This is a genomic window from Aeribacillus sp. FSL K6-3256 (genome assembly GCF_037965805.1).
Classification (GTDB): domain Bacteria; phylum Bacillota; class Bacilli; order Bacillales; family Aeribacillaceae; genus Aeribacillus; species Aeribacillus composti.
Genome location: NZ_CP150188.1, coordinates 1,178,904 through 1,205,308, shown reverse-complemented (window position 1 = coordinate 1,205,308; position 26,405 = coordinate 1,178,904). Strand labels below are relative to the sequence as shown.

The 26,405-nt window shown below is 39.1% G+C and carries 16 protein-coding genes, 2 pseudogenes and 1 riboswitch; of the genes and pseudogenes, 2 read left to right on the top strand and 16 right to left on the bottom strand.

Annotated elements, in window-relative coordinates; genetic code table 11:
* Positions 1-104: 104 nt before the first annotated feature.
* The 3 genes from NSQ84_RS05890 to NSQ84_RS05880 all read right to left on the bottom strand — a co-directional run bounded on the left by NSQ84_RS05890 (position 105) and on the right by NSQ84_RS05880 (position 2,468).
* A complete protein-coding gene (locus NSQ84_RS05890; RefSeq protein WP_063386406.1) occupies positions 105-413 on the bottom strand; it encodes a hypothetical protein in 309 nt (102 codons plus the stop codon).
* Positions 414-479: 66 nt separating this feature from the next.
* Positions 480-770 carry a hypothetical protein gene (locus tag NSQ84_RS05885; RefSeq protein WP_063386407.1) on the bottom strand — a complete coding sequence of 97 codons (291 nt, stop codon included), beginning with the start codon at positions 768-770 and terminating at the stop codon, positions 480-482.
* A 426-nt stretch (positions 771-1,196) separates the two neighbouring features.
* Positions 1,197-2,468, bottom strand: coding sequence for a HAMP domain-containing methyl-accepting chemotaxis protein (locus NSQ84_RS05880; RefSeq protein ID WP_063386409.1), 1,272 nt, complete (start codon positions 2,466-2,468; stop codon positions 1,197-1,199).
* A 515-nt stretch (positions 2,469-2,983) separates the two neighbouring features.
* A riboswitch (cyclic di-GMP riboswitch) is annotated at positions 2,984-3,072 on the bottom strand.
* Positions 3,073-3,891: 819 nt separating this feature from the next.
* Here NSQ84_RS05880 and NSQ84_RS05875 point away from each other — a divergent pair.
* Positions 3,892-4,023: pseudogene (locus tag NSQ84_RS05875) on the top strand (ATP-binding cassette domain-containing protein); the annotation flags it as partial.
* Between the two features lie 85 nt (positions 4,024-4,108).
* On the opposite strand, the gene NSQ84_RS05870 reads toward NSQ84_RS05875, so the two are convergent.
* Positions 4,109-4,303: a hypothetical protein gene (locus tag NSQ84_RS05870; RefSeq protein WP_063386410.1), complete on the bottom strand. Its 195-nt coding sequence runs from the start codon at positions 4,301-4,303 to the stop codon at positions 4,109-4,111.
* A 578-nt stretch (positions 4,304-4,881) separates the two neighbouring features.
* Between NSQ84_RS05870 and NSQ84_RS05865 the strand changes: the two genes are divergently transcribed.
* Positions 4,882-5,925 carry an LLM class flavin-dependent oxidoreductase gene (locus NSQ84_RS05865; RefSeq protein WP_063386411.1) on the top strand — a complete coding sequence of 348 codons (1,044 nt, stop codon included), beginning with the start codon at positions 4,882-4,884 and terminating at the stop codon, positions 5,923-5,925.
* A 65-nt stretch (positions 5,926-5,990) separates the two neighbouring features.
* Here NSQ84_RS05865 and NSQ84_RS05860 read toward each other — a convergent pair whose 3' ends face one another.
* The 12 genes and pseudogenes from NSQ84_RS05860 to NSQ84_RS05805 all read right to left on the bottom strand — a co-directional run bounded on the left by NSQ84_RS05860 (position 5,991) and on the right by NSQ84_RS05805 (position 26,397).
* Positions 5,991-6,371 (bottom strand): VOC family protein, encoded by a 381-nt coding sequence (locus NSQ84_RS05860; protein ID WP_063386412.1) that lies wholly within the window; start codon positions 6,369-6,371, stop codon positions 5,991-5,993.
* Positions 6,372-6,589: 218 nt separating this feature from the next.
* Positions 6,590-7,745 (bottom strand): annotated as a pseudogene (locus NSQ84_RS05855) (IS3 family transposase).
* Between the two features lie 445 nt (positions 7,746-8,190).
* Positions 8,191-9,669, bottom strand: coding sequence for an aldehyde dehydrogenase family protein (locus tag NSQ84_RS05850; protein ID WP_327863112.1), 1,479 nt, complete (start codon positions 9,667-9,669; stop codon positions 8,191-8,193).
* Between the two features lie 54 nt (positions 9,670-9,723).
* Positions 9,724-10,824 carry an NAD(P)-dependent alcohol dehydrogenase gene (locus NSQ84_RS05845; RefSeq protein ID WP_311067074.1) on the bottom strand — a complete coding sequence of 367 codons (1,101 nt, stop codon included), beginning with the start codon at positions 10,822-10,824 and terminating at the stop codon, positions 9,724-9,726.
* Positions 10,825-11,347: 523 nt separating this feature from the next.
* Positions 11,348-12,760 carry a restriction endonuclease subunit S gene (locus NSQ84_RS05840; protein WP_339212369.1) on the bottom strand — a complete coding sequence of 471 codons (1,413 nt, stop codon included), beginning with the start codon at positions 12,758-12,760 and terminating at the stop codon, positions 11,348-11,350.
* Positions 12,757-14,238 (bottom strand): N-6 DNA methylase, encoded by a 1,482-nt coding sequence (locus NSQ84_RS05835; RefSeq protein WP_339212366.1) that lies wholly within the window; start codon positions 14,236-14,238, stop codon positions 12,757-12,759. Before NSQ84_RS05835 ends, NSQ84_RS05840 begins: the two co-directional genes overlap by 4 nt.
* Positions 14,239-17,484 carry a type I restriction-modification system endonuclease gene (hsdR, locus tag NSQ84_RS05830; protein ID WP_339212363.1) on the bottom strand — a complete coding sequence of 1,082 codons (3,246 nt, stop codon included), beginning with the start codon at positions 17,482-17,484 and terminating at the stop codon, positions 14,239-14,241. It abuts the gene before it with no gap.
* 449 nt (positions 17,485-17,933) lie between these two features.
* Positions 17,934-18,023: an ImmA/IrrE family metallo-endopeptidase gene (locus tag NSQ84_RS05825; protein ID WP_242513806.1), complete on the bottom strand. Its 90-nt coding sequence runs from the start codon at positions 18,021-18,023 to the stop codon at positions 17,934-17,936.
* A 253-nt stretch (positions 18,024-18,276) separates the two neighbouring features.
* Positions 18,277-19,569, bottom strand: a complete 1,293-nt coding sequence (locus NSQ84_RS05820) for a TIGR02679 family protein (protein WP_339212360.1) — start codon at positions 19,567-19,569, stop codon at positions 18,277-18,279.
* A 12-nt stretch (positions 19,570-19,581) separates the two neighbouring features.
* Positions 19,582-23,733: a TIGR02680 family protein gene (locus NSQ84_RS05815; RefSeq protein ID WP_339212358.1), complete on the bottom strand. Its 4,152-nt coding sequence runs from the start codon at positions 23,731-23,733 to the stop codon at positions 19,582-19,584.
* A complete protein-coding gene (locus NSQ84_RS05810) occupies positions 23,723-24,853 on the bottom strand; it encodes a TIGR02678 family protein (RefSeq protein ID WP_339212739.1) in 1,131 nt (376 codons plus the stop codon). The genes NSQ84_RS05815 and NSQ84_RS05810 overlap by 11 nt, the downstream gene beginning before the upstream one ends.
* Before the next feature lie 47 nt (positions 24,854-24,900).
* A complete protein-coding gene (locus NSQ84_RS05805; protein WP_339212356.1) occupies positions 24,901-26,397 on the bottom strand; it encodes a TIGR02677 family protein in 1,497 nt (498 codons plus the stop codon).
* Positions 26,398-26,405: the final 8 nt, after the last annotated feature.

Sequence of the window (26,405 nt, the reverse complement as noted above, 5' to 3'; positions counted from 1 at the left end):
ATCAAATGCTAAAATAAATCCCAAACGATAAAACTTAAAAAACTAGGTTACCTGTCATGTTTCCCTTTAAAAAAATGAAGGAAAGTAAAATCTCCTTTATTATTTTACCTTCCCCATACATTAGGATGTAACAAATTGACTCTTGAAGAACCGTCACGGTTCAGCTTTTTATACTTGTTTGTTGTCTCCAATAATTTACGTAAAGCAAACTCAAACTCTTCGTGCGATAATTGCTTAGTAGCCAATAAATAGTAAAGAACGGCAAATGCAATGGGTATCGTATCAACTTGAATATTTACATCAACATTTACATCTGAATTACCGCTCGAATCAATGGAAGATTTATTTGATTGAGGGCTTTGAGTAGAAGCATTCCGTAACCAAGAGAACTCTCCTTTATCTAAATGTTCCATAACATTCTCACCCTATATTATAGGTGGGACAAAAAAGACATCTCACCCACATTTAATTATGCTCAATTAATCTCTTTGCTCTTGGTTTTGATCTTGATCAGATTCTGCTTTCGACCGAACTTTTGCATCTGAATCGGAATCAACATGAATATCAATTTCCACTTTTGAGTTGCCGCTATTATTTACTTTTGCAATATTTGTGTTACGATCAATATTTTTTAATTTATTCTCTAATTCGTTGTCCGTATCCACATCAACGTCACTTTTAAAATCTACATCAGCTTTTGCCTTTGCGTTCGCACGTTTTTCTGAATCGGAGCGTCTATTCTCTTCTTTGTCTGGATACCATACACTCATTCGTTTCACCACCTTTCTTGCTTTTGTCAATATAGTATTCATAATGAAATAATTTACTGGTCAAATATTCTAGTGAAAACATGGATTTTTTTCAAAAAGATGCGGCGGGAAAGTTAGAAAGGTCGAAATAAACGAATCACTCATGCAGAACGGCACGAATGGAATTTTTGGAGGCAAGGTGCTGGGCGATACGGAAAAGATTTCACAACATCATAAATGAGCATTCAAAAGCTGAAGTTCAAAATTCTGAAGTCCATAAAATCAGCTGAGGCAACGATTCTTTCATTGCCTAAATATTTGTTTTATATTCATTCTCAGATTTATTTGAATCATCTCGAAGGTTTATATTCTATAAACTACGGTATAACAACAGACGGCAGCATCCGGAATGCTTATGTTCTATAAAATGGGGCTGTATTCCCCATTTTATAGTTTGAATTTATGAACTAATTCTTGCATTCCTTCTGCCATTGTTGCAAGCATTTTTGCTGAAGAAGTTATTTCCTCCATCGAAGCTAATTGTTCCTCTGTAGACGCTGCTACTTGTTCGGATGTTGCTGCGTTTTCTTTTGCTATTGTTGTAAGTTCATCCGCTGTAGATGTTATTTCTTCTACTTCCGCTGAGACTTGTTGAGCAATTGAAGAAATATCCTCAATTTGCGGTGCAATATCCTTCATATTTTGGACGATTTGAGCAAATTTTTCAGATGTTTCCTTCGTGATCTCAAGACCATTTTCGACGTTATGTGTTACTTCTGTCATAGCTTTAACAGAGTTTTCTGTATCGCTTTGGATTTTTAAGATTAAATCTGCTATTTGCTTTGCTGATGCCTGAGATTGTTCAGCTAGTTTCCGCACTTCATCGGCTACGACCGCAAAACCATTTCCATGCTCTCCCGCTCTTGCTGCTTCAATTGCCGCATTTAAAGAGAGAAGATTCGTTTGATCGGCAATTCCACTAATTACATCAAGAATTTTACTAATTTCTTTTGAACGTTCATATAAAGACTTAACCATGCTATCAGTCTCTTTAACCAATTTATAGATTGAATTCATTTGGTCAACTGTACGTACAACGGAACCTTCACCATCTTCAGCTTGCTCAGTAGTTTGTTTTGCAAGCTCTGCAACCTGATTAGAACTATCTGCAACACGGATAACCCCTTGTGCAATTTCTTCTAAAGAAGCAGCATTTCGTTCTATTCCATTCGTCTGTGTTTCAGCTCCGCTTGCTACTTGTTGAATGACAGAAGCAACTTGTTCCGTTGCAACTGTTGTCTGATCGGCACTTGCTGTTAATTCTTCAGAAGATGCAGCTACTTGTTCTGCAGTGTTTCTTACTTCCCCAACAACATTTCTCAAGTTTAAAATCATTTCATTCATTGATTGAACTAATTGACCAATCTCATCTTTTGATTTTGTTTCAAGCAGCTTTGCAGACAAATCTCCTTCTGCCACCATTTTCATACGATCTACTACTTGGAAAATTGGTTTTACAATCCGATTCGAAAGAACAATCGCAATCGTCAAGCTGACAAGAACAGAAATAATAATAACAGTTAGCACAAATGTATTTCCTGTTCCTGTTCCATCTGCAGTTAAATGTCCAAGTTGATTTAAACCAAAAATTGCTGCGGTAGTAAATAATAAAATAACAACGACAAATCCACTAATAATCTTTAATCGCAGACTTTTCATTATTGTCCTCCTTACACCGTTTTATTTTAGTAATTTTTACCAATTTCAAACAAAACTGAATCAATTGGATAATTTTGTGATTTAACAAAAAATTTTTTTATAGTTTTGGGGAATAGTAGGTGTAGGGTTGGAGTTGCTCTTCGTTGATGTCGATTACTTCTTTTAATGCATGAAATATTTCCTACATCTACTTCCTTAACTATTACTACCACTAATTTGTTTGATCAGTAGATGAAATTCCGGGAAGACGTTGAAGTAAATCAATTTCAGGAATATTCCCTGGGAAATTCATACTCCCTTTTGACACAGAGGGTTTAGAACGACTGAGATGTTTTTGCAATGGGCCATTAGAATGAACTTTGCCAAATATGTATTTTTATTTTACTCCATCACCAAGCCTCCTTTCCTATGTCAAAATAAAAAAACTGCCCTTAAAAATTCTAAAGAGGGCAGTTGAATAGACAATACATCCGCTAATAACCTTCTTAAAAAGAATCAAAACCATTCTTTATAGGAAGGGCAGCTGGCTGGCATGTCTATCAAAATAGATTTAGCCCCTTTAGCTTTGCGTCCTACCCTTTCGAGTAGTTTGCCGAAACAAAATTATATTTTTGTAGAAATTTGTAGGAATTTATCAAATAATATCTCTTACTTAATTGTATAACAAATTTTATAGTGAAAATGGTATAGTTAAAATGAACTATTTTTAAAATCGATAGGTAAAAAGTTTTAATTGAATACATGACAATCGACCTGTTAATCACAAGAAATTTAGGATCAATTGATTAGTAACAAGCCAACGTGTAATAGTCAGCTTCTTGATTTCTTTATTGGTGAAGACAAAAGACCTATGGAAGGCAGTAAATTTTTCAATTTATTCTCTACATGACAGAAGCTATGACACAAAGCCAACCACTTTTAATAAAAAACAATACAAAAAGCGGACGAAGAAAACTTGTTCTTTTTCTTCCGTCCGCTTTATTTTTGTGGCTTATCGGGTAAAGCTTTTCCAGAATATTGATGATTTACATACAGACGGGGAATGACCTCTGATTATGGACTTATTTTTGTACCACTTAAAATAGAAAAATATACTCTGTTTAAGAAAAGAAAGGCAGAGAAAAATGGAACATAAATTTTTGCCTTAACCTTAAGCTTGGTACAGTTATGAATTTTAATCTATACAGGGCATATCCCAATAGAATAAGATGTCTTTCTACATCAGGAATAGTTAAAATAGTTGGACATTTTTTTAATGAAAAGCATGTAGCTGCTCTTTGAAAAGAAATAAGAAGGGCTCTTCGATGCTTTAACTTATTTCCAATGGTGACGAAATGGCTGGTACAGATAAAGCCCTCAACAATTCCTAGGAAGCCGCTCGTAAAACTGCGGAGAATTATTTTAAAAAAGTTGATTTTAGCTGAAAAAAATGAACTATTACCCAAGTCAACTTTCCGGAGGACAACAACAGCGCGTGGCAATTGCACAAGAGCTTGCTATGGAACCAAAAGCGATGTTATATGATGAATCGACATCTGCCTTTGATCCCGAATTACATCTTGCAATCTGCGGATAAAAAAAGCCGCCTTAAAGTCATTCTAAAATGACCGTTTAAGACAGCTCGTCGAAAAAATTTTCGTTTACCAATAGTACGGATAACCGCCATAAAATCCTCCGTAATACGGCGGATAAAACGGATATGGCCGCGGTCCTACCAGTGCACTACCTAAAAAGCCGCCGAGCAAGCCGCCAAAAAACGGCGCACCGAAGAAAAAGGGGTTCCGCCCTCCGAAGAAAAAGGGTCTCCTTCCGAAAAATTGACGTTCCGGGTACATTTTCCATACCTCCCGTTGTAACAATTTACATCTCAATATTTTTTATGCATTCGCCACGGCTTTGGTATGGGCATATGTTGGATATCCGGCAAACGTCAAGATTTATTTTAAATAGATGGAAGAAAGAATCCCTCCGCTCTCAGCATTCTAAAGAAGCCTCTATGAAGATACGTCATGATTTTTGGGTTCCGCAAAATGCCCGTTTCCGGGAGAAAAATGCTTTTGGATAATAGACAGGCGTTATTCCCAGTCTGGAAGCGAACAACGGATATGAAAAGCACCGTGCGGTTTTCCCGCTCCGCTAATGAATCAAAAACGTTGGGACAGCGACAAAACACACCAGCATTCCCTCTCCATAAGCGAATTAGGGAAAAATCTTGGGGCATCTCGTCTTCCCTGTCAGCTAAATTTTTTTTACGATAAAATCGCCCGAAACGAACTTCCCATCCATAGCAAAACACCCTTGAGGAAAGGCGATTGCTGCCTTAAGCCCTTTTTATTGCCTGGCTTCGAATAAATAAGGTAAGATAAATCTAACATCGGTATGAACGAACAGTAATCAAAGGAGGGGCCAACGGATGGAAATCGGCATTTACACATTTGGAGAACGGACGGTTGATCCGGAAACCGGTCAATTGATCAGCCCGGGGGAACGGCTGCAAAACTTGATGGAGGAAATTGAACTGGCCGATCAAGTCGGACTGGATGTGTTCGGCATTGGTGAACATCATCGTCCCGACTACACCGTATCGGCTCCAGCGGTAGTGCTTGCCGCTGCCGGGACCCGCACCAAACGCATTCGGTTGACCAGTGCAGTAAACGTCTTAAGCTCTGACGATCCGGTGAGGGTGTTTCAACAATTTGCCACCTTGGACCTGCTCACTCAAGGCCGCGCTGAAATCATGGTCGGCCGCGGTTCGTTTATCGAATCCTTTCCCCTTTTTGGCTACGACCTGAAAGATTATGACGAGCTTTTTGAAGAAAAGCTTGATCTGCTGCTCAAACTGCGGGAATCCGAACGGGTCACATGGGCGGGAAAGCATCGTCCGTCGCTGGACAATCTAGGGATCTATCCGCGGCCCCTGCAAAATCCGCTTCCGGTTTGGATAGCCGTTGGAGGAACCCCGGAGTCGGCCGTCCGTGCAGGCATGCTCGGTCTTCCGATGGCACTGGGCATCATCGGTGGTCTGCCCGAACGGTTCGCGCCCTTTGCTCAATTACACCGGGAGGCAGCGCAAAAGGCGGGGCACGAAACGCCACACCTCAGTATCAATTCACATGGTTTTATCGCCGATTCGTCGCAGGAAGCAGCTGACATTGCATTTCCAGCGTTTAAAACGATGATGGATCGGCTGGGACGGGAACGCGGTTGGCCGCCATTGACCCGGGAGCAGTTCGAGTTCTCTCTTTCCTTACGGGGCGCCAATTTTGTCGGCAGCCCTGAGCAAGTGATCGAAAAAATCTTGTTCCAGCATGAAATTTTCGGCCACGATCGCTTCCTTCTGCAATTGACCGTCGGCACGCTGCCGCACAAAAAAGTGTTGCGTGCCATCGAACTGCTGGGTACTAAAGTGGCACCGGCCGTCAAGCGGGAAATTGCCCGCACAAATCGGAAACCGTAACCGATATCCGCTAAAAGAAGCTAGCAGCAAGAAAAGGTTTCGGCTGGGCAACAACGGGTGCTGAATCAATTTAATCGGTGGACCATTTCATACTTGTTTCCGCAAGGATCCTGAAAATAAACCGCATAATAAGTCGGGCTGATCGGGAACTGCCAGGGGCCGCTGTCGATGGTGCCCCCATATCGAACTACAAGCTCTGCAATCCGGTCCACCTCCTCCCGGTCATGCGCCCAAAACCCGATCAAATTCTCGTTTGGCTTATGATTGGAATCTTCCGTGATAGCGAAATAAGGAACGCTCGGAAGCTCTCCCTCCGCTGCAAACACTTTCCATTTTTCCGAATGGAAAGTGCGGGTAAAACCCAATGCAGGAAGAAGATTCTCATAAAACGTGCGCACTTTCTCCCATGAATTTACTCTTAAATCGATATGACTGTATCTATTCATTGCGCCCCTCCAAATAATTTTTAATTTGCTCCAGCTTGTCTGCCCAGAAGCGTCTCATCAATTTGATATTAGGTCAATAAAGTAGACACAAAAATTTATAGATTTTTTTTCGCAGCTACCGCGCTATCGCTTGGTGGCCTTTTAAAAATAATTACGACGTTGTCCTAATTATTTTTAAAGGTAAATTTTCGGGTCTAACTATTCTATTAATATGCTCATTAAGCTCCCTTTTTGTCGTACATACGTTCGTATTCAGATGGTGAAAAATACTCTGTTGCGGAGTGAATACGTTTATTATTGTAAAATATTTCTATATACTCAAATATGCTCTTTTTGCTTCTTCCCTTGTTTTATAACGAGTCTGATAGATTAGTTCTTTTTTTATTATCCCATGAAATGATTCAATACAAGCGTTGTCATAACAATTTCCTTTGCGGCTCATGCTACATTTCATTCCGTATTCCATTAGCTTAGCTTGATAGTCATTTGAAGCATATTGACTCCCTCGATCAGAATGATGGAGGATAGAACCCTGTGGTTGTTGACGCTGATAGGCTTGCTTTAAAGCACTTAACACTAGCTCCTTTTTCATGGAACAGTCTATATGCCAGCCGACTATTTTCCTTGAATACAAATCCATCATACTAGCTAGATAAAGCCAACCTTCATCCGTTGGAATGTATGTGATATCAGCTACCCATACTTCATTTGGTTTCGTAACAGTAAAATGTTGGTTTAAGACATTTTCGTGGACCGGATGGTTATGTTTTGAGTTAGTGGTAGCCTTATGCTTTTTCACGGTACGAGACTTCATTCCCTCTTTGTTCATTATGCGGGAAACCGTCTTCTGTGAAATCTTAATGCCTTCATGATTAAGCTTTTTGGCAACCTTTGGACTCCCATACAGTTGGCGAGATTCGATATACACACGACGCACTTCCTGCGTCAATTCTTCTCGACGCTCTTGTCTAGCACTTTTGGGACGATCACGCCATTTATAATAACCGCTTCGAGAAACTTTCAATACTTCGCACATCTTCTCCAATCGGTAATCGAAGCGATGCTCATGGATAAATGAATATTTTACCGATGATCTTTCGCGAAGAAGTGCATCGCCTTTTTTAAGATGGAGTTTTCCTCCTCCAGATCCCGAATACGTTTCTTCAGTTCACGAACTTCGTGGTCTTCGGATCGAAACGTTTGGGTTTCTGTTATTTCAGGTTCTTGCTTATATTTTTTCATCCAGCCGTGAAGAGTATTTTCGTTAATTTTGAGCTCACGAGCCACTTGTGCAACGGATTTCGCTTCCTCCAAAATATAACGAACAGTTTGACGCTTAAAGTCTTCCTCGTACCGCCTTTGTTTTTTTGTCATGTAGACACCTCATTTTTCAGTCTATTATTACTATAATAATCTGTGTCTACTTTTTAGTCTAACATCAAAAAGCTTTTCGAAACGTTGTGATGGGCAATAAGCTAGCTGATATTGAAACAAATCCAGGAACCTCCTCAAGACACCTCTGACTGAGACTGAAAATCGAAGGTGGAAACGAACTCGTAAAAGCCGTTCATGGATCTTACGAAGCCTGCGGAAAAGCGAAGATGGGACAAAATAGTTTCCCAGAATTAAACTTGATGTTCGCGATCATCGTAACTGAAGGCGGGTGTGATGTCTTTTTTGAACTATTTACGCTGTGATCATGAATGAAATAACTTCTAAATTAAGCTTGCCAAAAGAAAACCCTTTTGCAGCATGTGCAATATTTCGCACATAATACAAAAGGGTATAAATTGTTAGAATATGTCATGATGAAGAAGCATTATGAAAATGGATATTGACGAGGTTGTTTTTGAACTGAAACCCATTTAACAGTTGTAAATTCATCAATAGCCCATTCGCCGCAGTAACGTCCTAAACCCGAATATTTTTCTCCGCCAAACGGAACATTCGGTTCTACATTGATCGATTGATCGTTTACGTGAATCATACCTGTTTTAATTTTTCTTGCTACATGAATGCCTCGTTCCAATGAGCCAGAGAATACAGCCCCACTTAATCCAAACGGTGTTCCATTTGCCACTTCAATAGCTTCTTCTTCACTATCAACAGGAATGATGACCGCTATTGGGGCAAACACTTCATTTTGCGCAGCTGCCATGTCATTTGTCACATCGCCTAAAATATATGGATAAATTAAGTTTCCTTCCACTTTTCCTTCGTGAATTAATGTTGCACCTTCTTTAAGTGTTTGTTCTACTAACTGAATTGCTCGATCCACTTGTTTTTTATTAATAATAGGGCCAATAACTGTGCCATCTTCGGACGGATCCCCAACTTTTATGGCCTTAGTGGCTTCTTTGAATTTTTCAACAAATGGTTCATAAAGTTTTCGATCAATGATAATCCGGTTAATGGCAATACATATTTGACCTGAATGCATATATTTGCCAAATGCCGCTGCAGATACCGCTTGGTCGACATCGGCATCGTCAAGTACGATAAAGGCGTTATTTCCGCCTAATTCAAGCGCAGGTTTTTTCAGATTTTTCACAGCTAAAGCCCCAACATGCTGCCCTGCTTTTGTTGATCCTGTGAAGGAAATCACTTCAGGAATTGGATGCTCGACAAAGTAATCACCGATTTCTTCAAGATCAGCCACTGTTACATTTAACACACCTTGCGGAAGCCCGGCTTCTTCAAAAATTTTCGCGACAATGAGTCCACCGGAAATCGGTGTTTGAAAATCCGGCTTCAGCACAACACCATTTCCTGTTGCAATAGCCGGAGCGACGACACGGATGGTTAAATAGAATGGCCAGTTCCAAGGCGTGATCGCTCCTACGACTCCAACTGGCTCACGATAAACGCGGTTTTCTTTTCCAGGAATGAGAGATTCACGAATCGAACCTTCCATTTGTAACGGATATTTTGCCGCTTCTTTTACATCGGCAATGGCACAATCGACCTCAACATTTGCTTTTAATTTTGTACTTCCAGATTCTTTCACAAGAATTTCCACAATCTCTTCTCTTTTTTCCTCGATGAGCTGCGCAACTTTTTCTAAAACACGAATACGTTCATACGCGGAAGTTTGTCCCCAACTCTTTTGCGCTTTTTGTGCTGTTTCGTACGCTTCATTGATATCCGCCTTGCTTGCATAGTTAAAAGTGACAAGTACTTCGTTATTGTATGGGTTTGTCACAACACATTCTCTATTGCTGGAGCCATATTTCCACACACCACCAATAGGCATTTTCTTCCACACAGAAAATTTTTCAACTGCTTTTACTTCAGACATAAACTATTCCTCCTTTTTAAATATTTCGAATATTACAAACAAAAAAGTTCAGCATTATGAAACTTTTAATACCGGTTTAATCGTTATTCCTTTTTCAGAATCTTCACTAGCTTGATTAATTTCTTCCAACGTATAAAATTTAATCAATTTATCAAAAGGAAACTTCCCTTTCTTATATAGGTCGATAAGTTTTGGAATAAAAAGCTGCGGAACGCCTGAACCTAATAATACTCCCGTAAGCGAACGTTCAAATAAAATCGTATTCACATCTAAGCTTACCTCTGTTCCAACTGGAGGAGCTCCGATGACTGCTGCTTTTCCTAATGTGGCCAAACAATCTACCGCTTGACGCAGCACAGCAGGAATGCTCGTTGTTTCGACAGAATAGTTAACGCCTTCTCCACCTGTAATGGCTTTAATTTCTTCCACCACATTAGAAACGTTTTTAGGATTGATCGTATGAGTGGCACCTAATTCTTTCGCCAACTGTAACCGATTATCTTGAAGATCAACCGCAATAATGGTTGTACAATTCGCCACTTTTGCAGCCATAAGTGCACTCAAACCAACAGAGCCACAACCGAAAATAACAATGCTTGAACCTTCTTCTGGTTTCAATTTATTTAAAACCGCTCCACTTCCCGTTTGAATACCGCATCCTAATGGTCCTAAAATTTCAAGCGGTACATCTTTGGGAACTTTTACAACATTTCTTTCTGAAGCAACCGCATATTGCGAAAAGCTGGATTGTCCAAAAAAGTTGGCGATATCTTGATGGTCTTTATGCAAGCGGCATGTTCCGTCTTTCATTTTTCCTGAAAAGTTTAATTCAAAAAACTTTTGACAAGCATAAGGATTGCCTGATAAACATTGCGCACATTCTCCACATGAGCTAAACGATAAAACAACATGGTCACCAGGTTGGACACTTGTTACACCATTTCCGACTTTCTCAACAACTCCAGCCCCTTCATGTCCTAATACGGCCGGGAGTGGAACAGGATAGTATTGATCGCGGACGATTAAATCCGTATGACAAATCCCCACAGCTTTAATACGGACTAAAACTTCGCCATCTTTCGGCTCATCAATCGTGATCGTGTCAATTTTGAAAGGCTCTCCTTTTCCATAAGTAACAGCAGCTTTTGTTAACACCGGCAGTCCCTCCTAATAAAATATTTTGTAAACGCTTTCTTTAAATTTAATATAAATTCGAGATATTTGTTTTAAAAATTTTATTATTTTATCTTTAAATTTTTGTTTTTCATTCATTTTCTTTTAGTTCTAAAAATCGTTCCATTAATTCTTTAAATCCCTTAATTGAAATTTCGTTTTTGTAAATAAAATCACGCGTGATATTAGTATTCCATGGTCACATCTAAGTTAAATTCATATAATTTAAATTTAATACCGAACAATCCGCTCAATCATCATGATAATAATTTGTAAAACAAAAAGGCACCTCAAGTTTTCACTATCCTTTGAGATGCCTTAACCAAATGCTATTGTTATTATAATGGATAATATTGTAAAACAAATCCATTACACAAATACACCTTATTTAAACTCCAATCTTTGATTGTTGACAGTTTACTTTGTTAATCACATAAGAAGTTAATCGCTTCAACATTGAAAGCGGTAAAAGTTCACTCACTGAATGAGCTCTTACATAAATGTTTTATTTAGATTTTAACACTTTCTTTAACAACTCAATCGCATGTTCATCGGTCGGATCGTTTGTACCAAGCTCGCCGCGAAAGGCTTTGTTAAGAATAGATTGCTTTAATAAATCAAACTTTTCTTCAACTTCTAAAACCATGTCTTTCTCAGTCTCTAATTTACTTAATAAATTGTCTACCTTCTCAGCGATGCGTTTTTGTTCGTTTAACGGTGGCAAAGCGAAAGGAAAGTCTTTAATTATTGTTTGTGATATATTCGGCTGTGCTCCACCTTTGCCAAGTGCTATTAAATCGCTTCTTCTTGCTAAAAAATAATAAAACATATATTTTGAATTTAAAAAGTCATGTGGCTGACCAACTGCACAAGCTTGATTTGTAGCGGCATCTATACCAAGTATGCCAAGCTTCCCAATTGTTGCTCCATACATTGCAATAACTATAGAACCTTTCGGAAATATCTTTGCACTAGAGTTTTGGAGTCCCTCTTCTGTAATAGTCTCTTCAGAAGTGTTAACTATTCCATCATTCAATTCACCAGTTTTAATCCAAGGAATATCTCCACCATAGTATTCTACTTTTTTTCTGGAAGGTGTACCTCCTGAGCCCCATTTTGCCACATGACTTGAGCGAACCCACACCCAATTTTCTGGTACTTCATAAGGTTGCTCTTCTTTTGGAATAAGATCTTTTTCTTTTATGTCATTTGATGTTTCTAGCATACTCTTCTCGTTAGGATCGTTTGTACCTAATTGTCCCTTAAACGCCTTATCTAAAATCGCTGCCCATTGAAGCTCAAAAGATTCTTTTACTTCTTCAATCAACCGCTTTGCTTCATCAAGCTTAGCAAAAAGCCGCTCAATCTTCTCAGCAATGCGTTTTTGTTCGTTTAAAGGTGGCAAAGCGAAAGGAAAGTCTTTGATTATCGTTTGAGATATATTCGGTTGAGCTCCACCTTTGCCAAGTACTATTAAATCGCTTCTTCTTGCTAAAAAATAATAAAGCATATATTTTGAATTTAAAAAGTCATATGGTTGGCCAACTGCACAAGCTTGATTTGTAGCTGCATCTATACCAAGTATGCCAAGCTTCCCAATTGTTGCTCCATACATTGCAATTACTATAGAACCTTTTGGAAATATCTTTGCACTAGAGTTTTGGAGTCCCTCTTCTGTAATAGTCTCTTCAGAAGCGTTAACTATTCCATCATTCAATTCACCAGTTTTAATCCAAGGAATATCTCCACCATAATATTCTAATCTCTTTCTTGAAGGCGTACCTCCCGAGCCCCATTTTGCCACATGACCTGAACGAACCCAAACCCAATTCTCCGGCACTTTATAAGGCTGTTCTTCTTCCGGCACTAATGCTTCTTCTAGTAGTTCTTCCATCGATTTTTGTTTCTTTTTGCTCATTTTTCAAGCACCTCAGATGTTTCTGCGACTTTTAGCATTTCTTTAGAATCTGTTTGGTAGGTGTTCGGTTGTTCGACAGCTTTTAACTCGGCAATGACTTCGTTTAGTAACGAAATCGCTAGTTCTAATTTTTCCACCGCTTCTTCTGCAGATTCGATTGGGTCTGGCAGGTTTTCGTAGACGGACAAGGATTCATCAGCAATTAGACCAATATCCAAGCTGTCGCCTTTTTTCGCAATTTCTTCACGTGTGAACACATTCCAGCGCTCGTCTTTGACTTGGCTGCGATCTTCTGCCGTGTAAGCCTTGATAAATCCTTCAAAATGTTCTTTCGTTAGCGGATTCCGTTTGCCGAAGGAAGGCATGTTTGTTCGTAAATCGTACACCCATACTTCTTTTGTGTTGCCGACATCTGATGTCCCGCGGGTGAAGAATAAAACGTTCGTTTTCACTCCTTGGGCATAGAAAATGCCAGTTGGCAAGCGTAAAATCGTGTGCAAGTTGCATTTGTCCATTAAATCGCGGCGAATGTCGGCTCCTACCCCGCCTTCAAACAAGACGTTATCTGGAAGGACAACCGCTGCACGAGCTTTGCCGTTTGCCTTGAGAGCGCGGTAAATATGCTGCAAGAAATTCAACTGTTTGTTCGATGTTGTAAAGGTGAAGTCAGTTCGTGTTGCCCGCTCGCCGCCTTTTTTTGTTCCAAAAGGCGGATTCGTTAAAATCACATCAAAATTTTTCAAACTTTCTCCTAGTGATGATAAGGTGTCACCTAACAAGATTTCGCCATGAATATCATGAAGTAACGCATTCATCGTTGCTAAGCGATGCGTATCTCTGACAAGTTCCACTCCTGAGAAAGCTTTATACTTTTGAAACTCTATTTCTTCTTGTGACAAATCAAAATAATCATCTGTTTGCTCACGAACATGACGGTCTGCTGCAATCATAAAGCCGAAGGTTCCAGCAGCAGGGTCGTGACAACGTTCTCCCGGCTGTGGATTCACAAGTTCGACAATAACATCAATAAGGACGCGAGGCGTAAAATATTGCCCCGCTCCCGATTTCACTTCGCTCGCGTTTTTTTCTAACAGCCCTTCGTATAAATCCCCTAACCCTTCTTGCTTCGCATTGTACCAATCTAAGTTATTGGTCGATTGAATAATTTTTTCCAAATTCTTTGGTTCTCTTATATTCGATGTCGCATCTGTATAAATTTGTTTTAATAATTCATTTTCCTCTTTTCCTAAATCAAGCAACAACTGTTGATAATGCTCTTTAAGTTCGATCCCGTCTTTTTCTACTAACGAATCCCAACGATATTTTTCAGGAATCATATATTCTTGACCGGTTTCTTTCATCATTTTTAAGAACAGCAAATACGTTAGCTCTGTGACGTATTGGTGATACGTAATCCCGTCATCACGAAGAACGTTACATAAATTCCATAGTTTTTGGACGATTTCTCTGTTGTTCATCTACGCTTGCTCCTTCTTTTGGTGATAGTTGTACAAATTATAATTAATTTCGCGAACAATTTGTGCTAATTGTCCATCGAAAATTTGATTTAATTGTTTATAGCCTCCACGGCTCTTAAAAGGTTCATATTCAAAAGCCTTTTCAGGGTCCGGATGAAGAACAGATTCTTGCAGTAATTGCTTTTCAATACGTTCCAGCCATTTTTTTTGAACAGGCGGCCATGCTTTCATTTGGTAAATTTTCTTCATGGCGTGTTTAATTCGTTCTTCATGACTAATAAGCGGATCGCCTAAAGCCTGCTGGCGGATGAAGGCGATGATGTCCGCTGCGATGTCTTCATTTTTCGCCTCTCGCCAAGCTGCTTGTAATTTTTTCTCGGAAAAACCTTTCTGGTCCAATTCAAGCAACAATTTTTTTAACTCTTCTCTCGTTAATTCAGTTGGACGTTGACATACAATCATTAGCGCAGGGATTTTGTTCATATTGTTTCGGATAAACTCTCCAAATGATTGTAAATAATCATCCGGTTTTTCCGCATTTCCATATCCGCGTTTAACTCCAATAAGTTCATCTTCATGCGTGGAAATATATTGTTTATTTTCCCGATAGCGATTTTCATCCATATAACGGAACATCGATTTATACTCTTTTAACTGTCCAGTTAATTCAGCAGGATTCAAGTTTTTTACCCAATCTATAAATTCATCAACTGTTTTTCCACCAGATAATACTTTAAAGTCTTGGTGCTGCTTATCTGACCATTGGCGTTTTTTTCGTTGGATTTTGGCTATAATTTGTTCTTGTTGATGCTGAAGGTGTTCTTCTTTTTCTAAACCTTCTAATTCTTCTACTAATTGAGTCAGTGAAATATTTGGTCGAGTGACAACAGGCTTCATGCTTGTATATGGTTTTAAAGACTCATAGATTCCAACCGCATCGAAAATATTAAAGTGATCTTTTCGGATTTCTTCACATCTTCTCGTTGCTCGGCCTAGCATTTGCTCATAAAGAATCCGAGAGCGAACGCGGCGCAAGAAGACGAGATTTGTAATTGCTGGAACATCGACACCTGTCGTTAGCAAATCCACCGTCACAACAATAGTTGGATATTTTTCATTTTTAAAGCGTCGAATCGCACCTGATGGATCTTTAATAGAGCCTGTAATTTTCATAATCGCATTGTCTTCGACTTCACCGTATACTTTTTCAAATTCTTCTTTTAAAAGACGTACGACTAAGTCTGCGTGATCATCTGTCGCTGCAAATATCAATGTTTTGCCTTCATCGTCAGGAGAAATATAATTCGTCAACTCTCGTATAATAACACGATTAAAGCTTTCTGTGATAACTTTTGTATTAAAATGTGCAACCTCAATATTCACTTCATCTTCAAGGTATTCTTGTGAAATTGTGCCGGAAACCGTATCATATACGTCGACCTTTTCACCTTTGGCCCAAGTGATTCCTTCCTTTTTTAATACCGTTTCAAATTGATACGGTGGTTCATGGTCGACTAAATATCCATCGACGACTGCTTCTCGATAAGAATAAGTGAAAACCGGCGGTCCAAAAATTTCTGTAGTATGCAGCGCAGGAGTTGCTGTTAAACCGATGCGAACGGCATCAAAGTAATCAAGTACTTTTCGATATTTGCTTACATAATCATTGTGATCTCTTATTTCAATTTCTATGTCATTCATCTCTTTATCTAGTGTATAGCCTCGATGGGCTTCATCGACAATAATGCAATCATATTGATCAATCGATGGAATGTCTTCTGTTTTCTCGTTGTAGAAAATGCGTTTTAACATTCCTTGTACGGTAGCGATATGTACTTTTGTTTCATCATCTGGTTTTTGATCGTATAACGATTGTAAGCTATAAATTTCAGTGAACGTATGGAAATTTTCCAGCTTACTTTCTTTAAAAGCGCTTTCCGCTTGTTCTCCAAGAGCTTTTCGGTCGACAAGGAATAATATACGATTAAAACGCTTTGCTTTGATCAATCGATAAATGAGACCAATCGCCATTCTTGTTTTCCCTGTTCCGGTTGCCATGGCGATTAAAATGCTGCGTTTTTTCTCTTCCAATGCTTTTTCGACCGCTTGAATAGCTTTGACTTGATAGTCTCGTAATTTAAGATAATCAAATTTTTCATCACGCAAAAATTGCTCCGAACGTTCCGTATCTTTTTCTAATAGATTTTTCAGTCCTTGAGGAGTGTACCATCCTTGAAGTGGGCGCGGGTGATTCGTTGATTTCCGCGCATCTAAAAACCAAATGCCTGACTTTTGTTCTAGCTGTTTTAAAAAGGGGCGGCCATTGGTTGCGAACAAAAATGGAACATAGTGATCTCCCCATGGTTCATGGATCACTTCATGACCATGCCGAACAATAAGTTTTGCATATTCTTTTGCTTGCTCAATGTCAGATGGGATATCTTTACTAGCACGTTTCGCTTCAATGATCCCTACTAGCTCGGGGCCAATAAATAAAGCATAATCAGCGTAACCATGTTTTAAAGGCCACTCCGCAATCGCCATGTTTTTTCCTTTTTCCGGACGAACTCCTTTTGAGAAACGCAGCTTTTCTGAATCAGCCTCCCAGCCAGCATCACGTAATTGCTGATCAATAAGAATACGGGTTTCTGCTTCCGTCAATTCAAAGTTGGCGACTGCCCGTTGTGAGTACTCACGTCGTTTTTGTTTCTCTTCATTGCTAATATATAGCTGTTCCTTTCGGATCTTCTCAAGCTCTGTTTCCAAATGAGCAAGCTTTTCTTCGTATGACTTAACTACATGGTTCAATTCATCTTCTGATATAGATGTTTGCGGTGTCGGTTCGATATATTCTGGAGCTTGAAATGACCAATCGCCATACACTTCCATAAACCAAACCGCAATTCGAAACGCCATATGCAATAAAGCTTTTGCTTCATTTACTTCACCATAGCTCGGATTATGTACCGCTTGATTCCCTTTCAAACGAATGACCGTAAATAAGTCATATATTTCCTTCGGCAGAATTTGCTCATAAAAAAGAATTCTCAGACGCTCCTGTTGATCAGTTCTGCGTTCTTCCTTTATTTCTTCTAACGCTAAAATATATTTTGTTATAGTTTCAGCAAATTTTCTAAGCTCACTTATCGCCACATTTGGATTTTGATAGACATTTCGTTCTGCCGTTTCCCCAACACGGGCGAGAACTTCCCATTTTTCTTCTAAAAAGCGAAAATTTTGTGACATATACACACCTCACCATAAGAACATGTATATAGTGCTATTTTATCATAAATTTTACAATATATATCATTTCCAGTCATACATCTATTTAATAGAGTTGAGTCCGTATAATTGTGTAAAAATGAATGGGTCTAAAAATACTAGCCAATTTCAAATCCGATCCTTTCAGATGCTTGAGCTTGTAAAATCTGGTTTATTTTAACCGTAAATTTTTTGAATTTCCTTGAAGGAGTTGATGCAAAATTTCTAAATCTAGGTTAATCTTGCTTTGATACATTCAAATCTTTTCTCCATTAGAGTTTGGCGATCCAACTTAATGGCAACTGAGTGTTTTTATTTCCTTTGGTACATTTGCTTTTGCTGGCATTGGTATTGAATTGTAACTTATTAAACATATATGATAACTTCTTACAATCATCGCATTTATAGAAACCATCCAAAATTTCTTTCAATTAATAAACCCCTCTAGCTTTATATGAGTATAGGAAGAGCTTCCACGGCAATATTAGAGCAGCTGCAAAATAATTCGCTTGTCTTTCCATTTCAACATAGGAATTATTGACCACTTGCACCAAAATGAGCAAGCTCATCATATAGAAAAAGAAATAGACATTCGAGTTAATTTAAAACCAACAAAAAGCTTAAAACCTCAAATAATGAAATATGTTAATATAAACTCGAAAAGTAAGCACGTCTATCCAAAACGTGTATTTTCTTTACTATGTAACCACCTGTCCCCATTCGCACATTGTTAGCAAATCGAATGGGAACAGACTCGCAAATCATGTTTCCAGCCTAATCCCACATGTGGCGACAAATACCTTCATAAAGCTTCTTCAGGATTTCTTCTTGATAGCCAGCTTTTTTTATTTTCCGCATTTTCTCTTTGATCGGTTGCAATTCTTCGATCGTAACAGTTTCTAGTTTCGCTACTCGGTCATCCGACAGCAAAACCTCTGGAGATGACGCTAAGTAATCTTCTAATTGGAAATGCCATAAATGAATATGCTCCTGATTCCGCTCCTTTAATCGCTGCGCCATTTTTAGTCCTTCAGGATCAAAATCTCCAGAATAATATATTTGACAACCTTCTTGGATGATTAAGTCTATTAACATCAGTGACGCTAGTTTAAATTGCCCATTTGTGCAAATCAGCGGCGGAAAAGCGTCAGGAAATAAATCCAACAAAGCGGAAAATACGCCTGAGTTCTCAACGACAAATACGGTTTGCCCCTTAGCAGGATATGCACGCTTTAACTTCAATATTTCCCGCAATGGCACATTGAGTACTGTATTCGTTTTTACAGCAGAAGCAAACACAGAATGAATTCCCTGTTCCGTTTCTGTCAAAATTCCCGCACATGTCACAAAGTTTAAAATATCTTCCCGTAAAATGCCAAATGATTGCAGGAGCTCATTGACTTCCTCGACTGAGGATAAGTCATAGTCTTGATCAGAGTAAAATTGAAGTGCATGAAGAAATACTTTTCCTTGAAACGTATGTAAGTCAAATGCGTGCGGATCTTTTAGCACTTTTTGTGAAAAAATTGAAAGACGTTCATAATCACCTTTTTTCGGCAAATGATGAAGCGCAGTGCACACATTCTTTAAAACAGTCTCCAAATGTTCCCTATCTTGCGAATAGGCGATATGAATAAAGCGGTTTTGGGGAGCTGATTCAGCTATAAAAGACAGAAGCCTTGCTTGTTCGGGATATTGATGAATAAGGTTTTGAAAAAATTCTTCTTTTTTCTTCCGATCTGTTTCCCTCTTCTCTTGATTGGTTGTAATGTCTTCACCAAAATAATTCTCAAGTAACGTAACGAGCGGTATACCGGCAAAGCGCGTTTTCTCTAATTGTTCGGCAAACATTTTTAATGAAACCGAAGGAGTAGATTCTTGATGAAAATCCTTCCCAAAAAACGCCCCGAGCGCTTCTTTTTCTTCAAAGGAAAAACCGTCTAATTTGACCGTTCCGCCGATTCTCCCGAGTGATTGATATTTCTTTTTCATCAGCAAAAAAAGGCGGTGAAAGCCAGGTTCACCGCGAAAAAACTCAACAGCATCCGCTACTTTTTGTTCCAACATGAACCATCCTTCCTATATGGATGATGTAAAAGTAAATTCTTCGTCCGGATTTGACGCAAGTCGTTTCACTTTTCCATCCCAATGATAACGAATAACCGTAACGTACGGTGCATTTTTCGGGCGAACTAGCTCGCAAATAGAAAGCGATGGTACCGTGTCGTAGTCTCCCCAAAGTGCCTGAGAGTTCATGATATAATTGAAACCAAGCTCTTCGACTAAAGCAAACATATCACGAATGTTATTTTCATCAACGCCGGCAAACGCTTCATCTAACGAAATAATATATGGAGCATCCTCTGCAGCCTCTTGATATCGTGAATATGCCGCGGCAAAAAGAGGAATATACATCGCCATCGCCTTTTCTCCGCCGCTAAATTTATAAAACTTTTGGTTCGTTAATTCCCGCTTTGGTTCATTTGTTTTTTGGTAATAAAGCGTAAACGAGAACCACTTTCGGTAATCGAGCACTTCTTTAATGACTTGGTGAAGCGTATTGCCCTGCCCACTTTCTTCAAGCATTTCTCTCGCTCGGTTGATTTTTGAGCGGAAATGCATCGTAACCCGCTGCAAATCTTCTTCCTTTAGCAGCCGCGAATTCATTCGCAACAATTCGACTAAATCTTTCGTGTCCATTTCTTCTTCGGTTTCCGCGGTCTTCGGCTTCCATTGAATTGAAAACGTCAGACCTGAAGAAGTATCACGTTTTTCCATTAATGCGTTCATATCTTTAACCCAGCGTTCGGCACGCTGTATGCGGCTTCGCAATATTCGCCCGATCGTTTTCAAAATAATATCTTCATACAATTCGCGGTCCTGTTCGTTAATATATTCTTTTTGCAGCAATATATCTTTTTCAATCTCTTTTAATACATAATATGGTGTAACGCGTTGTCCTTTGTAGTCTAGTAAAATGATGATACGTCCTGCTTTTTCCTTCAAATCGTTCGCTTTTAGCTCCGATTCCTCATCTAATGAAAGCTCGACGAACGGATTTTGTTTGTTCCAATCGGCAGGTTCCTGTGCCGGACGATATTCGATTAAATTCGGTTGTTCTTGGAAAAATATTCGGTTTAATCGTTCGGTGACAGAAAGTCGTGTATTCTCTTTTAATACAGAACCATATTTCTTGGAAATGTCTATTGCTTTGTCCAAAAGCGAGCCTGTTTCATTTTCGTCAACAAACACTAGCCCTCGTTCCAATTCTTTGGCAAATAGCTCTTCCCATGCTTGGACAAGAACCTTTGCAAATTCCAGTTTTCTCTCTAAACCGTTTATTTTGCTTTTCATGTTTGAAAGTTGATTCCCGATGTCTGCTTGTTTCTTAATTTTCTCAGGAATTTCCGTTTTTAAAAACGTTAGTCGTTCTCGAATCTGTTGAATCTCTTGACGAATATGTTCCGCTCCCATTTTCGTTAACATCAATTCGATATGCTCAAGTTCAAGTGATACTCGCTGTTGTTGATCGAGAAGAACATTGATTTCGCCTTTCGCTTCGTCTATTTCGTTTTGTAATGCTTCAAGCTGATCATTTAGGTTTTTGATCATTTCATCGGTATGCACGATGTTTCCATGCGTAATTTGTACATCATTTAACTCTTTTAAATATGATTTCATATAAGACAAAGCATCTTCGTACCCTTTTTTCGAAAACTTAAGGTCCAGTCCTTCTGTCTTGTTGCGCAAAGTATTTTTCACTTGCTGCCATTTTCGAGCAATTTGACCTAATTTTTCATTTTTCTTTTCTGTTTCTTTTTCTTTGCTCTCTACTTTGAGTTTCGTTTCCTTCCACTGGTCATAGGCATATTTGACATTTTGGTCAGTTGGAAACGATTGAAACCCTTCCGTAATATGGCGAATTCGTTCATCCACTGCCGCGAGCTGCTCTCGTTTTTCTCTTAGTTGAGTGTTTAAAAGCTGTAATTCTTCCTCAAATTGCTGAATTTTCTCAAGACGCAGCCGTTTCCGTGCGGCTCTTCCAATATACTTTGCCTTTTCCCTTTCAGGGGCATGTCCTTTTAAAAGTCCTAGTGAATATTGTCCGGCTTCGTTAATGACAAAATATTCGTTACCTTGCTGTTCGTCCGATACGATTATACTGCGCAATACCGCTTCGATTCGTTCCTTAGTAACACCTGAGTCATTCTCTACATCAGGTTTTAAATAATCCTCTAGCGTGTGTGCCATCATTGCCGGGTTTGGCATGATTACTCGATCATATTGGATATCTAAATCCGCTTCCACAATTAAAGCGTCGAGCAATCCAGCATGATTTAATGTAGATTCGATCCGTTCCCGCAACTCTTCGGACACGTGCTCTTGAAACTCCACCGCCGCATATAACGGAACAAAAGGTATTCCTTTTTCTTTTAGCGACGCCCTTGTTTGCACCGTTTGCATGTCTCGTTCTGGTTCTGGATCTTTTTGTTCCTTCCAATAGCGCAATTTTTCTTCCGTTTCACGAAATTCATTTTCTATCAATTTCATTTCATGCTGTTTTTTAATTTTTTCCGCTTTCCACGATTCTAAAGATTGATAATATTGATTCGTAAACGGTTGTTTCACCTCTTCGAAATGATAGCGCTCATAAAGCTCATTCAATCTTTGTAAAAATACTTGAAATGCTTCGTCATCCACCTTTATATCCGGATACATTTTGCTCCATTCAAACACGCTTTCCTGCAAACGGGATTTTTCGTCTTCAACCAGTTCATACCATTTTTTCTCTTCATTTTTTAGTTGGTCTAATTCCCTATTTAATTCGCCGAGCTCTTTATACGTTTCTTCATAACGTAATTGAATTTCATCATGTTCTTTCCAAAGTCCGTTAATTTGCTCCAGTCGATCAAAATGTGCATTAGCTTCCCGCTTCCATACGGTAAAATCAAATTCATATTCTCGGTTCCGCTGAAAATCTTCTTCGTTGATTGTATGCTCGGAAAAAGAGCTTTCTAACGCATCGTTCCGCATCATTTCTAACTGTTCTGTTAGCTTTTTCAATAACTGTTCGAAACGTTCTTCATACATGTTTAAGTTTTGTTCAATTTTCCGTTCTTGCTCTCGTTTTTCATCTATAAATCTTTCTTTCTTTTTGAGCTCTTTGTTTACATTCTGCAGTTTTTCCGCTGTTTCATTACGCTTTTCTTCTGCCTGAAACACTTCATGATTGGATAAATCAAGTTCCCGTTTACGCAGCACTTCTTGTTCAATCGATAATTGTTGAGTCTCTTCTTTCAATGTCGCAAGTGTTTCCTCATATTCACGATGTTGTGCGACAAACTGTTTCTTTTCTTCAGCTAACTTTTTAAAGCTTTTTTCCGATTTTAAATATTCATTCGCTTTCTCAGCCAACATATACTCATTGTAAGTCGAATAATGCTGGCAAAGATGCTTTAGAGCCTTCTCGTCTTTTTCAAGCTGTTCTAATTGTTGTTTTGCTTGATCCATATTTTCTATCGTTTCTGACAAGTGTCGCAGCTCTTCATCTGTAAGTGCTGGCAGCGAGCTTTCTAATATTTCGTAGATCACAGTTGGCTTAAAATCTTTTGAAAGCTTCGGACTGCGTAATTGAATGAGTAATTCAATCAATTCGTGGAACGCATCAAGCGACTCAAATCGAAAAATATGTTTATTCACTAACTCCATATATTCACGTTGCGAATCAACAACCGTACCGCCTTCACCAATAACAGTGATCAACTCCCGTTTCGTTAAAGGAATTTTTTGCGTCTTCCCGTCTGTCTTTTCTTCTTTATATAAACGCAAGTCTTTGCCGATGCGCCGATTGTCAAAAACGACAAATCCCCAAAAATCCATATTTTTCTGCCGTTTTGCCCGTAAGCCGATACCCGTTGTGATATATTGTTCAGAGTTTTTCCGCTTATATTCTAAAAATAAATAGCCTGTTCGTTCGTCCCTGTCGACGAGTTCTTTTTCCCCAAGCAAGTAATCTTCCATTCTTCTAGCTCGGGAACCGAACGGATCGAGGCGGTCAGGACTCTTTTTTCCATCAAGCAGAACCGGAAGAAAACTTTGCATCGTCACCGATTTGCCGGAGCCGTTGCTTCCACGCAATAGAAGTTTTCCGTCTGCGAAATGAAAAAATTCTTCATCATAATACCAAAAATTTAACACTCCCGCTCGATATAACTCCCATTTACTCGTCATCTTCATTCGTTCCTTTCATTAGAAAATCATCAGGATATGTTCCGACTAATCGACCTAAAAGAGGGTAGAGAATAATCATCCCAGTCTCCGCTTCACGTTCTGCCATTTTCCACTCCTTTAATGCACTCAATACTTCATCAGAAAGCTGAGAGATTGTCATGTCGCGGTATGTTTTACTCCATCCTTCGGAAAATTCGTCACGGCATTTTTTTAACAGACCTAAAAAATCATTTGGTGTTAAGCGGATTTGTCCATATTCATCAGGTATGTGAACATCAAGATGCTGGCGAATAATTTTGGAAAAATGAAGAATAATCTCCGAAGTACCTTTTTGATCTGGAAACAGCGTATAGCGGCTTTGACGTTCCGGTAAAGTTAAAAGTGCCGCATTTTTAAAAAGTTCATAGCGATAATCAGTATGTTTTTCAATATCTTCCCGCAAGCGATGGCGAAAGTTTCTTAAATAATAAAAGTCAGGATCGTCTTTTTGTCTTCGATAAATGGCTGGCGATAAAAATAGTTGCCGATATATCCGATGGCGGCGATAGTCTTGCGGGGACGCTTTCCATTCTTCTTCTAAAATCTCCTCTATCGTTTCATATTGAAACAAGTCTTTCGGATATGATCTCATAAAATAGCGGGATACAACGGGGACTTCATAGAGTGCTTCATGGTCTTCTTTATTTGCAAACCCTTCAAGATCCCCATCGACGCGTTTTACGATACCAATTTGCTCCGACGTCCTCAGCACGCGAATGAGCGACTTCCGATGTTGATAATTCGTCCAATCGATTGGCAGTTCCCCGGGATACATCGCTTGAATCTCTTCACATAAATCGGACAGAAGAAATTTCTCATCGACGGCTTTGCTCTCTAAATATGCTAATAAGCAGCAAAACAGGGCATAATCTAATATATCTTGAAAATCTTGAATACCCATCCACGATTCTGGCTCAGCCGGGATTTTCTCGAGCTTTGCAAAATAACGGTGAATGATTAGCCGATATCCAAACTTTTCTTGCAAGTAACGTTTCAATACTTTTTCACGTTCTCTAATCTTTTGATAAAGCTCTGGTTCCTCTTCCCGGACAATCCAGAAGTTTTCAAACAGGGCTGTCATGGCTTCTTTCGCTTTTTCATCAAACCCTTGCTCCGTCTTTTCCAATGTTACATCTCTCCCTTTTCGAGGACATAAAGTTCATAATTCGGCATCGTAAGTGTACCGTCAGAGGCTTTCAATTGAATCGAGGAAGAATCCTTTTGCAAGATTTTCACTTTCCACCCGTTTTCCGTTTTTACGACTCCGTCTTGTTTTGTCATTGATTTTGCTATCCAGCTTAACAATGTTTTTCGAATGTGCGGTTCGATCACCGGCAACTCTCGTAATACGATTTTATTGTCTTGAATGAGGTTCTCTAACTCTTCTTTCTCACGTTTTTTCTCCAGCAAAAATTTCTCCTTCATCTCCTGTTTCTCTTTTTCATGTGTTTCGATCGCTTCCGGCTTTTTCTTTTCACGGTAATGGCGAACGCGAGGCTTTACCGTCCATTCTGTCGGCTCTTCTTCCCAAATATCGCGATAAAAGTTTTCTGTTGCATCGTTCTCTGTTATGAGATGCTTTGTATGGAAACAGCCGAAAACAACAGAGGATAGTCGGTGGGCATCTACTAAACTCGGAAGCTCGGAAAACCACTTTGCTAAATGGAGAAAATCTTTCTTGCGGCTGCGGAAATTGTGATGACGTTCCCCCAGCCTTTGCACGACCCGAGTCATACGGCGAATGGCTTCATTCGTTTGGTGCTGAAGAAAATACAATTCACTTTCACGTCCTTCTCTGCCTAAAAACCATTCTTTTAGACCTCTCCACTTTTCGAATAAATCTTCTTCAAGTTGTTCTTTCGTCACTTCCATTTCTTCTAATCGAGGAATCGTCATTTGATAATCAGCAACAATTGCGACTAGTTTGTGAACATCATCTTCTCTGATATCTTCCAACAACTTTTCAATTTTTAACGATGTTTTCTGTAAGGCAACGATGAAATCGCGTAAATATGTCGTAAATTTTTCTTTATATACAAGAAAGGCTTCCGACATCATTCGTTCTTCCGTGTTCTCACTGTTAAGGTAAGCGATGTAATCCGCAGAATTTTGAATGATTTTTTTGAAATAATCGAATGTTTCTTCCCAAATTTGATTAATCTCTTCTCGTTTTTCTTGAAAATCGTTTTGTATAATATTTTCTATTCGAACGAGTGAAGAGTATAAACGGTCAAAACGCGTTTTTTCTAAAGATCCTCCGAATGAATCCCCTAGCTTCTCTAACGTGCGGATCATCCTCTCAATTTCAACCGTGTAAGGACTGCATTGATAACGAAACCGTTTCTTTTTAAATTCTTCGATTGTGCGAATATTCACCGTCTCTTGCCGAGCAATTAAGTTTTTCCATTTGACAAGCTGATCTAAATCCTGCTGGAGATCGTCTTCCGTATAGTTCTGAAACTCCTTATGTTCTTTTAAAAATGCAAATACTTCTTCAAGAAACAAATATTGCCGCATTCGTTCATGCTGCATATAAAAATATCGTAAAATCGCCCGATAGCGATAAGCATTGTCCGTTGCCAAATACTTTGCCTCAGAAATCGGCTTCAGCCATGAAGAATCCATTATGCATC

Coding starts and splice junctions, on each gene's coding strand:
- NSQ84_RS05890 (WP_063386406.1), bottom strand. CDS start 413: ATGGAACATTTAGATAAAGGAGAGTTCTCTTGGTTACGGAATGCTTCT.
- NSQ84_RS05885 (WP_063386407.1), bottom strand. CDS start 770: ATGAGTGTATGGTATCCAGACAAAGAAGAGAATAGACGCTCCGATTCA.
- NSQ84_RS05880 (WP_063386409.1), bottom strand. CDS start 2,468: ATGAAAAGTCTGCGATTAAAGATTATTAGTGGATTTGTCGTTGTTATT.
- NSQ84_RS05870 (WP_063386410.1), bottom strand. CDS start 4,303: ATGTACCCGGAACGTCAATTTTTCGGAAGGAGACCCTTTTTCTTCGGA.
- NSQ84_RS05865 (WP_063386411.1), top strand. CDS start 4,882: ATGGAAATCGGCATTTACACATTTGGAGAACGGACGGTTGATCCGGAA.
- NSQ84_RS05860 (WP_063386412.1), bottom strand. CDS start 6,371: ATGAATAGATACAGTCATATCGATTTAAGAGTAAATTCATGGGAGAAA.
- NSQ84_RS05850 (WP_327863112.1), bottom strand. CDS start 9,669: ATGTCTGAAGTAAAAGCAGTTGAAAAATTTTCTGTGTGGAAGAAAATG.
- NSQ84_RS05840 (WP_339212369.1), bottom strand. CDS start 12,760: ATGAGCAAAAAGAAACAAAAATCGATGGAAGAACTACTAGAAGAAGCA.
- NSQ84_RS05835 (WP_339212366.1), bottom strand. CDS start 14,238: ATGAACAACAGAGAAATCGTCCAAAAACTATGGAATTTATGTAACGTT.
- hsdR (WP_339212363.1), bottom strand. CDS start 17,484: ATGTCACAAAATTTTCGCTTTTTAGAAGAAAAATGGGAAGTTCTCGCC.
- NSQ84_RS05825 (WP_242513806.1), bottom strand. CDS start 18,023: ATGGAAAGACAAGCGAATTATTTTGCAGCTGCTCTAATATTGCCGTGG.
- NSQ84_RS05820 (WP_339212360.1), bottom strand. CDS start 19,569: ATGTTGGAACAAAAAGTAGCGGATGCTGTTGAGTTTTTTCGCGGTGAA.
- NSQ84_RS05815 (WP_339212358.1), bottom strand. CDS start 23,733: ATGACGAGTAAATGGGAGTTATATCGAGCGGGAGTGTTAAATTTTTGG.
- NSQ84_RS05810 (WP_339212739.1), bottom strand. CDS start 24,853: ATGACAGCCCTGTTTGAAAACTTCTGGATTGTCCGGGAAGAGGAACCA.
- NSQ84_RS05805 (WP_339212356.1), bottom strand. CDS start 26,397: ATGGATTCTTCATGGCTGAAGCCGATTTCTGAGGCAAAGTATTTGGCA.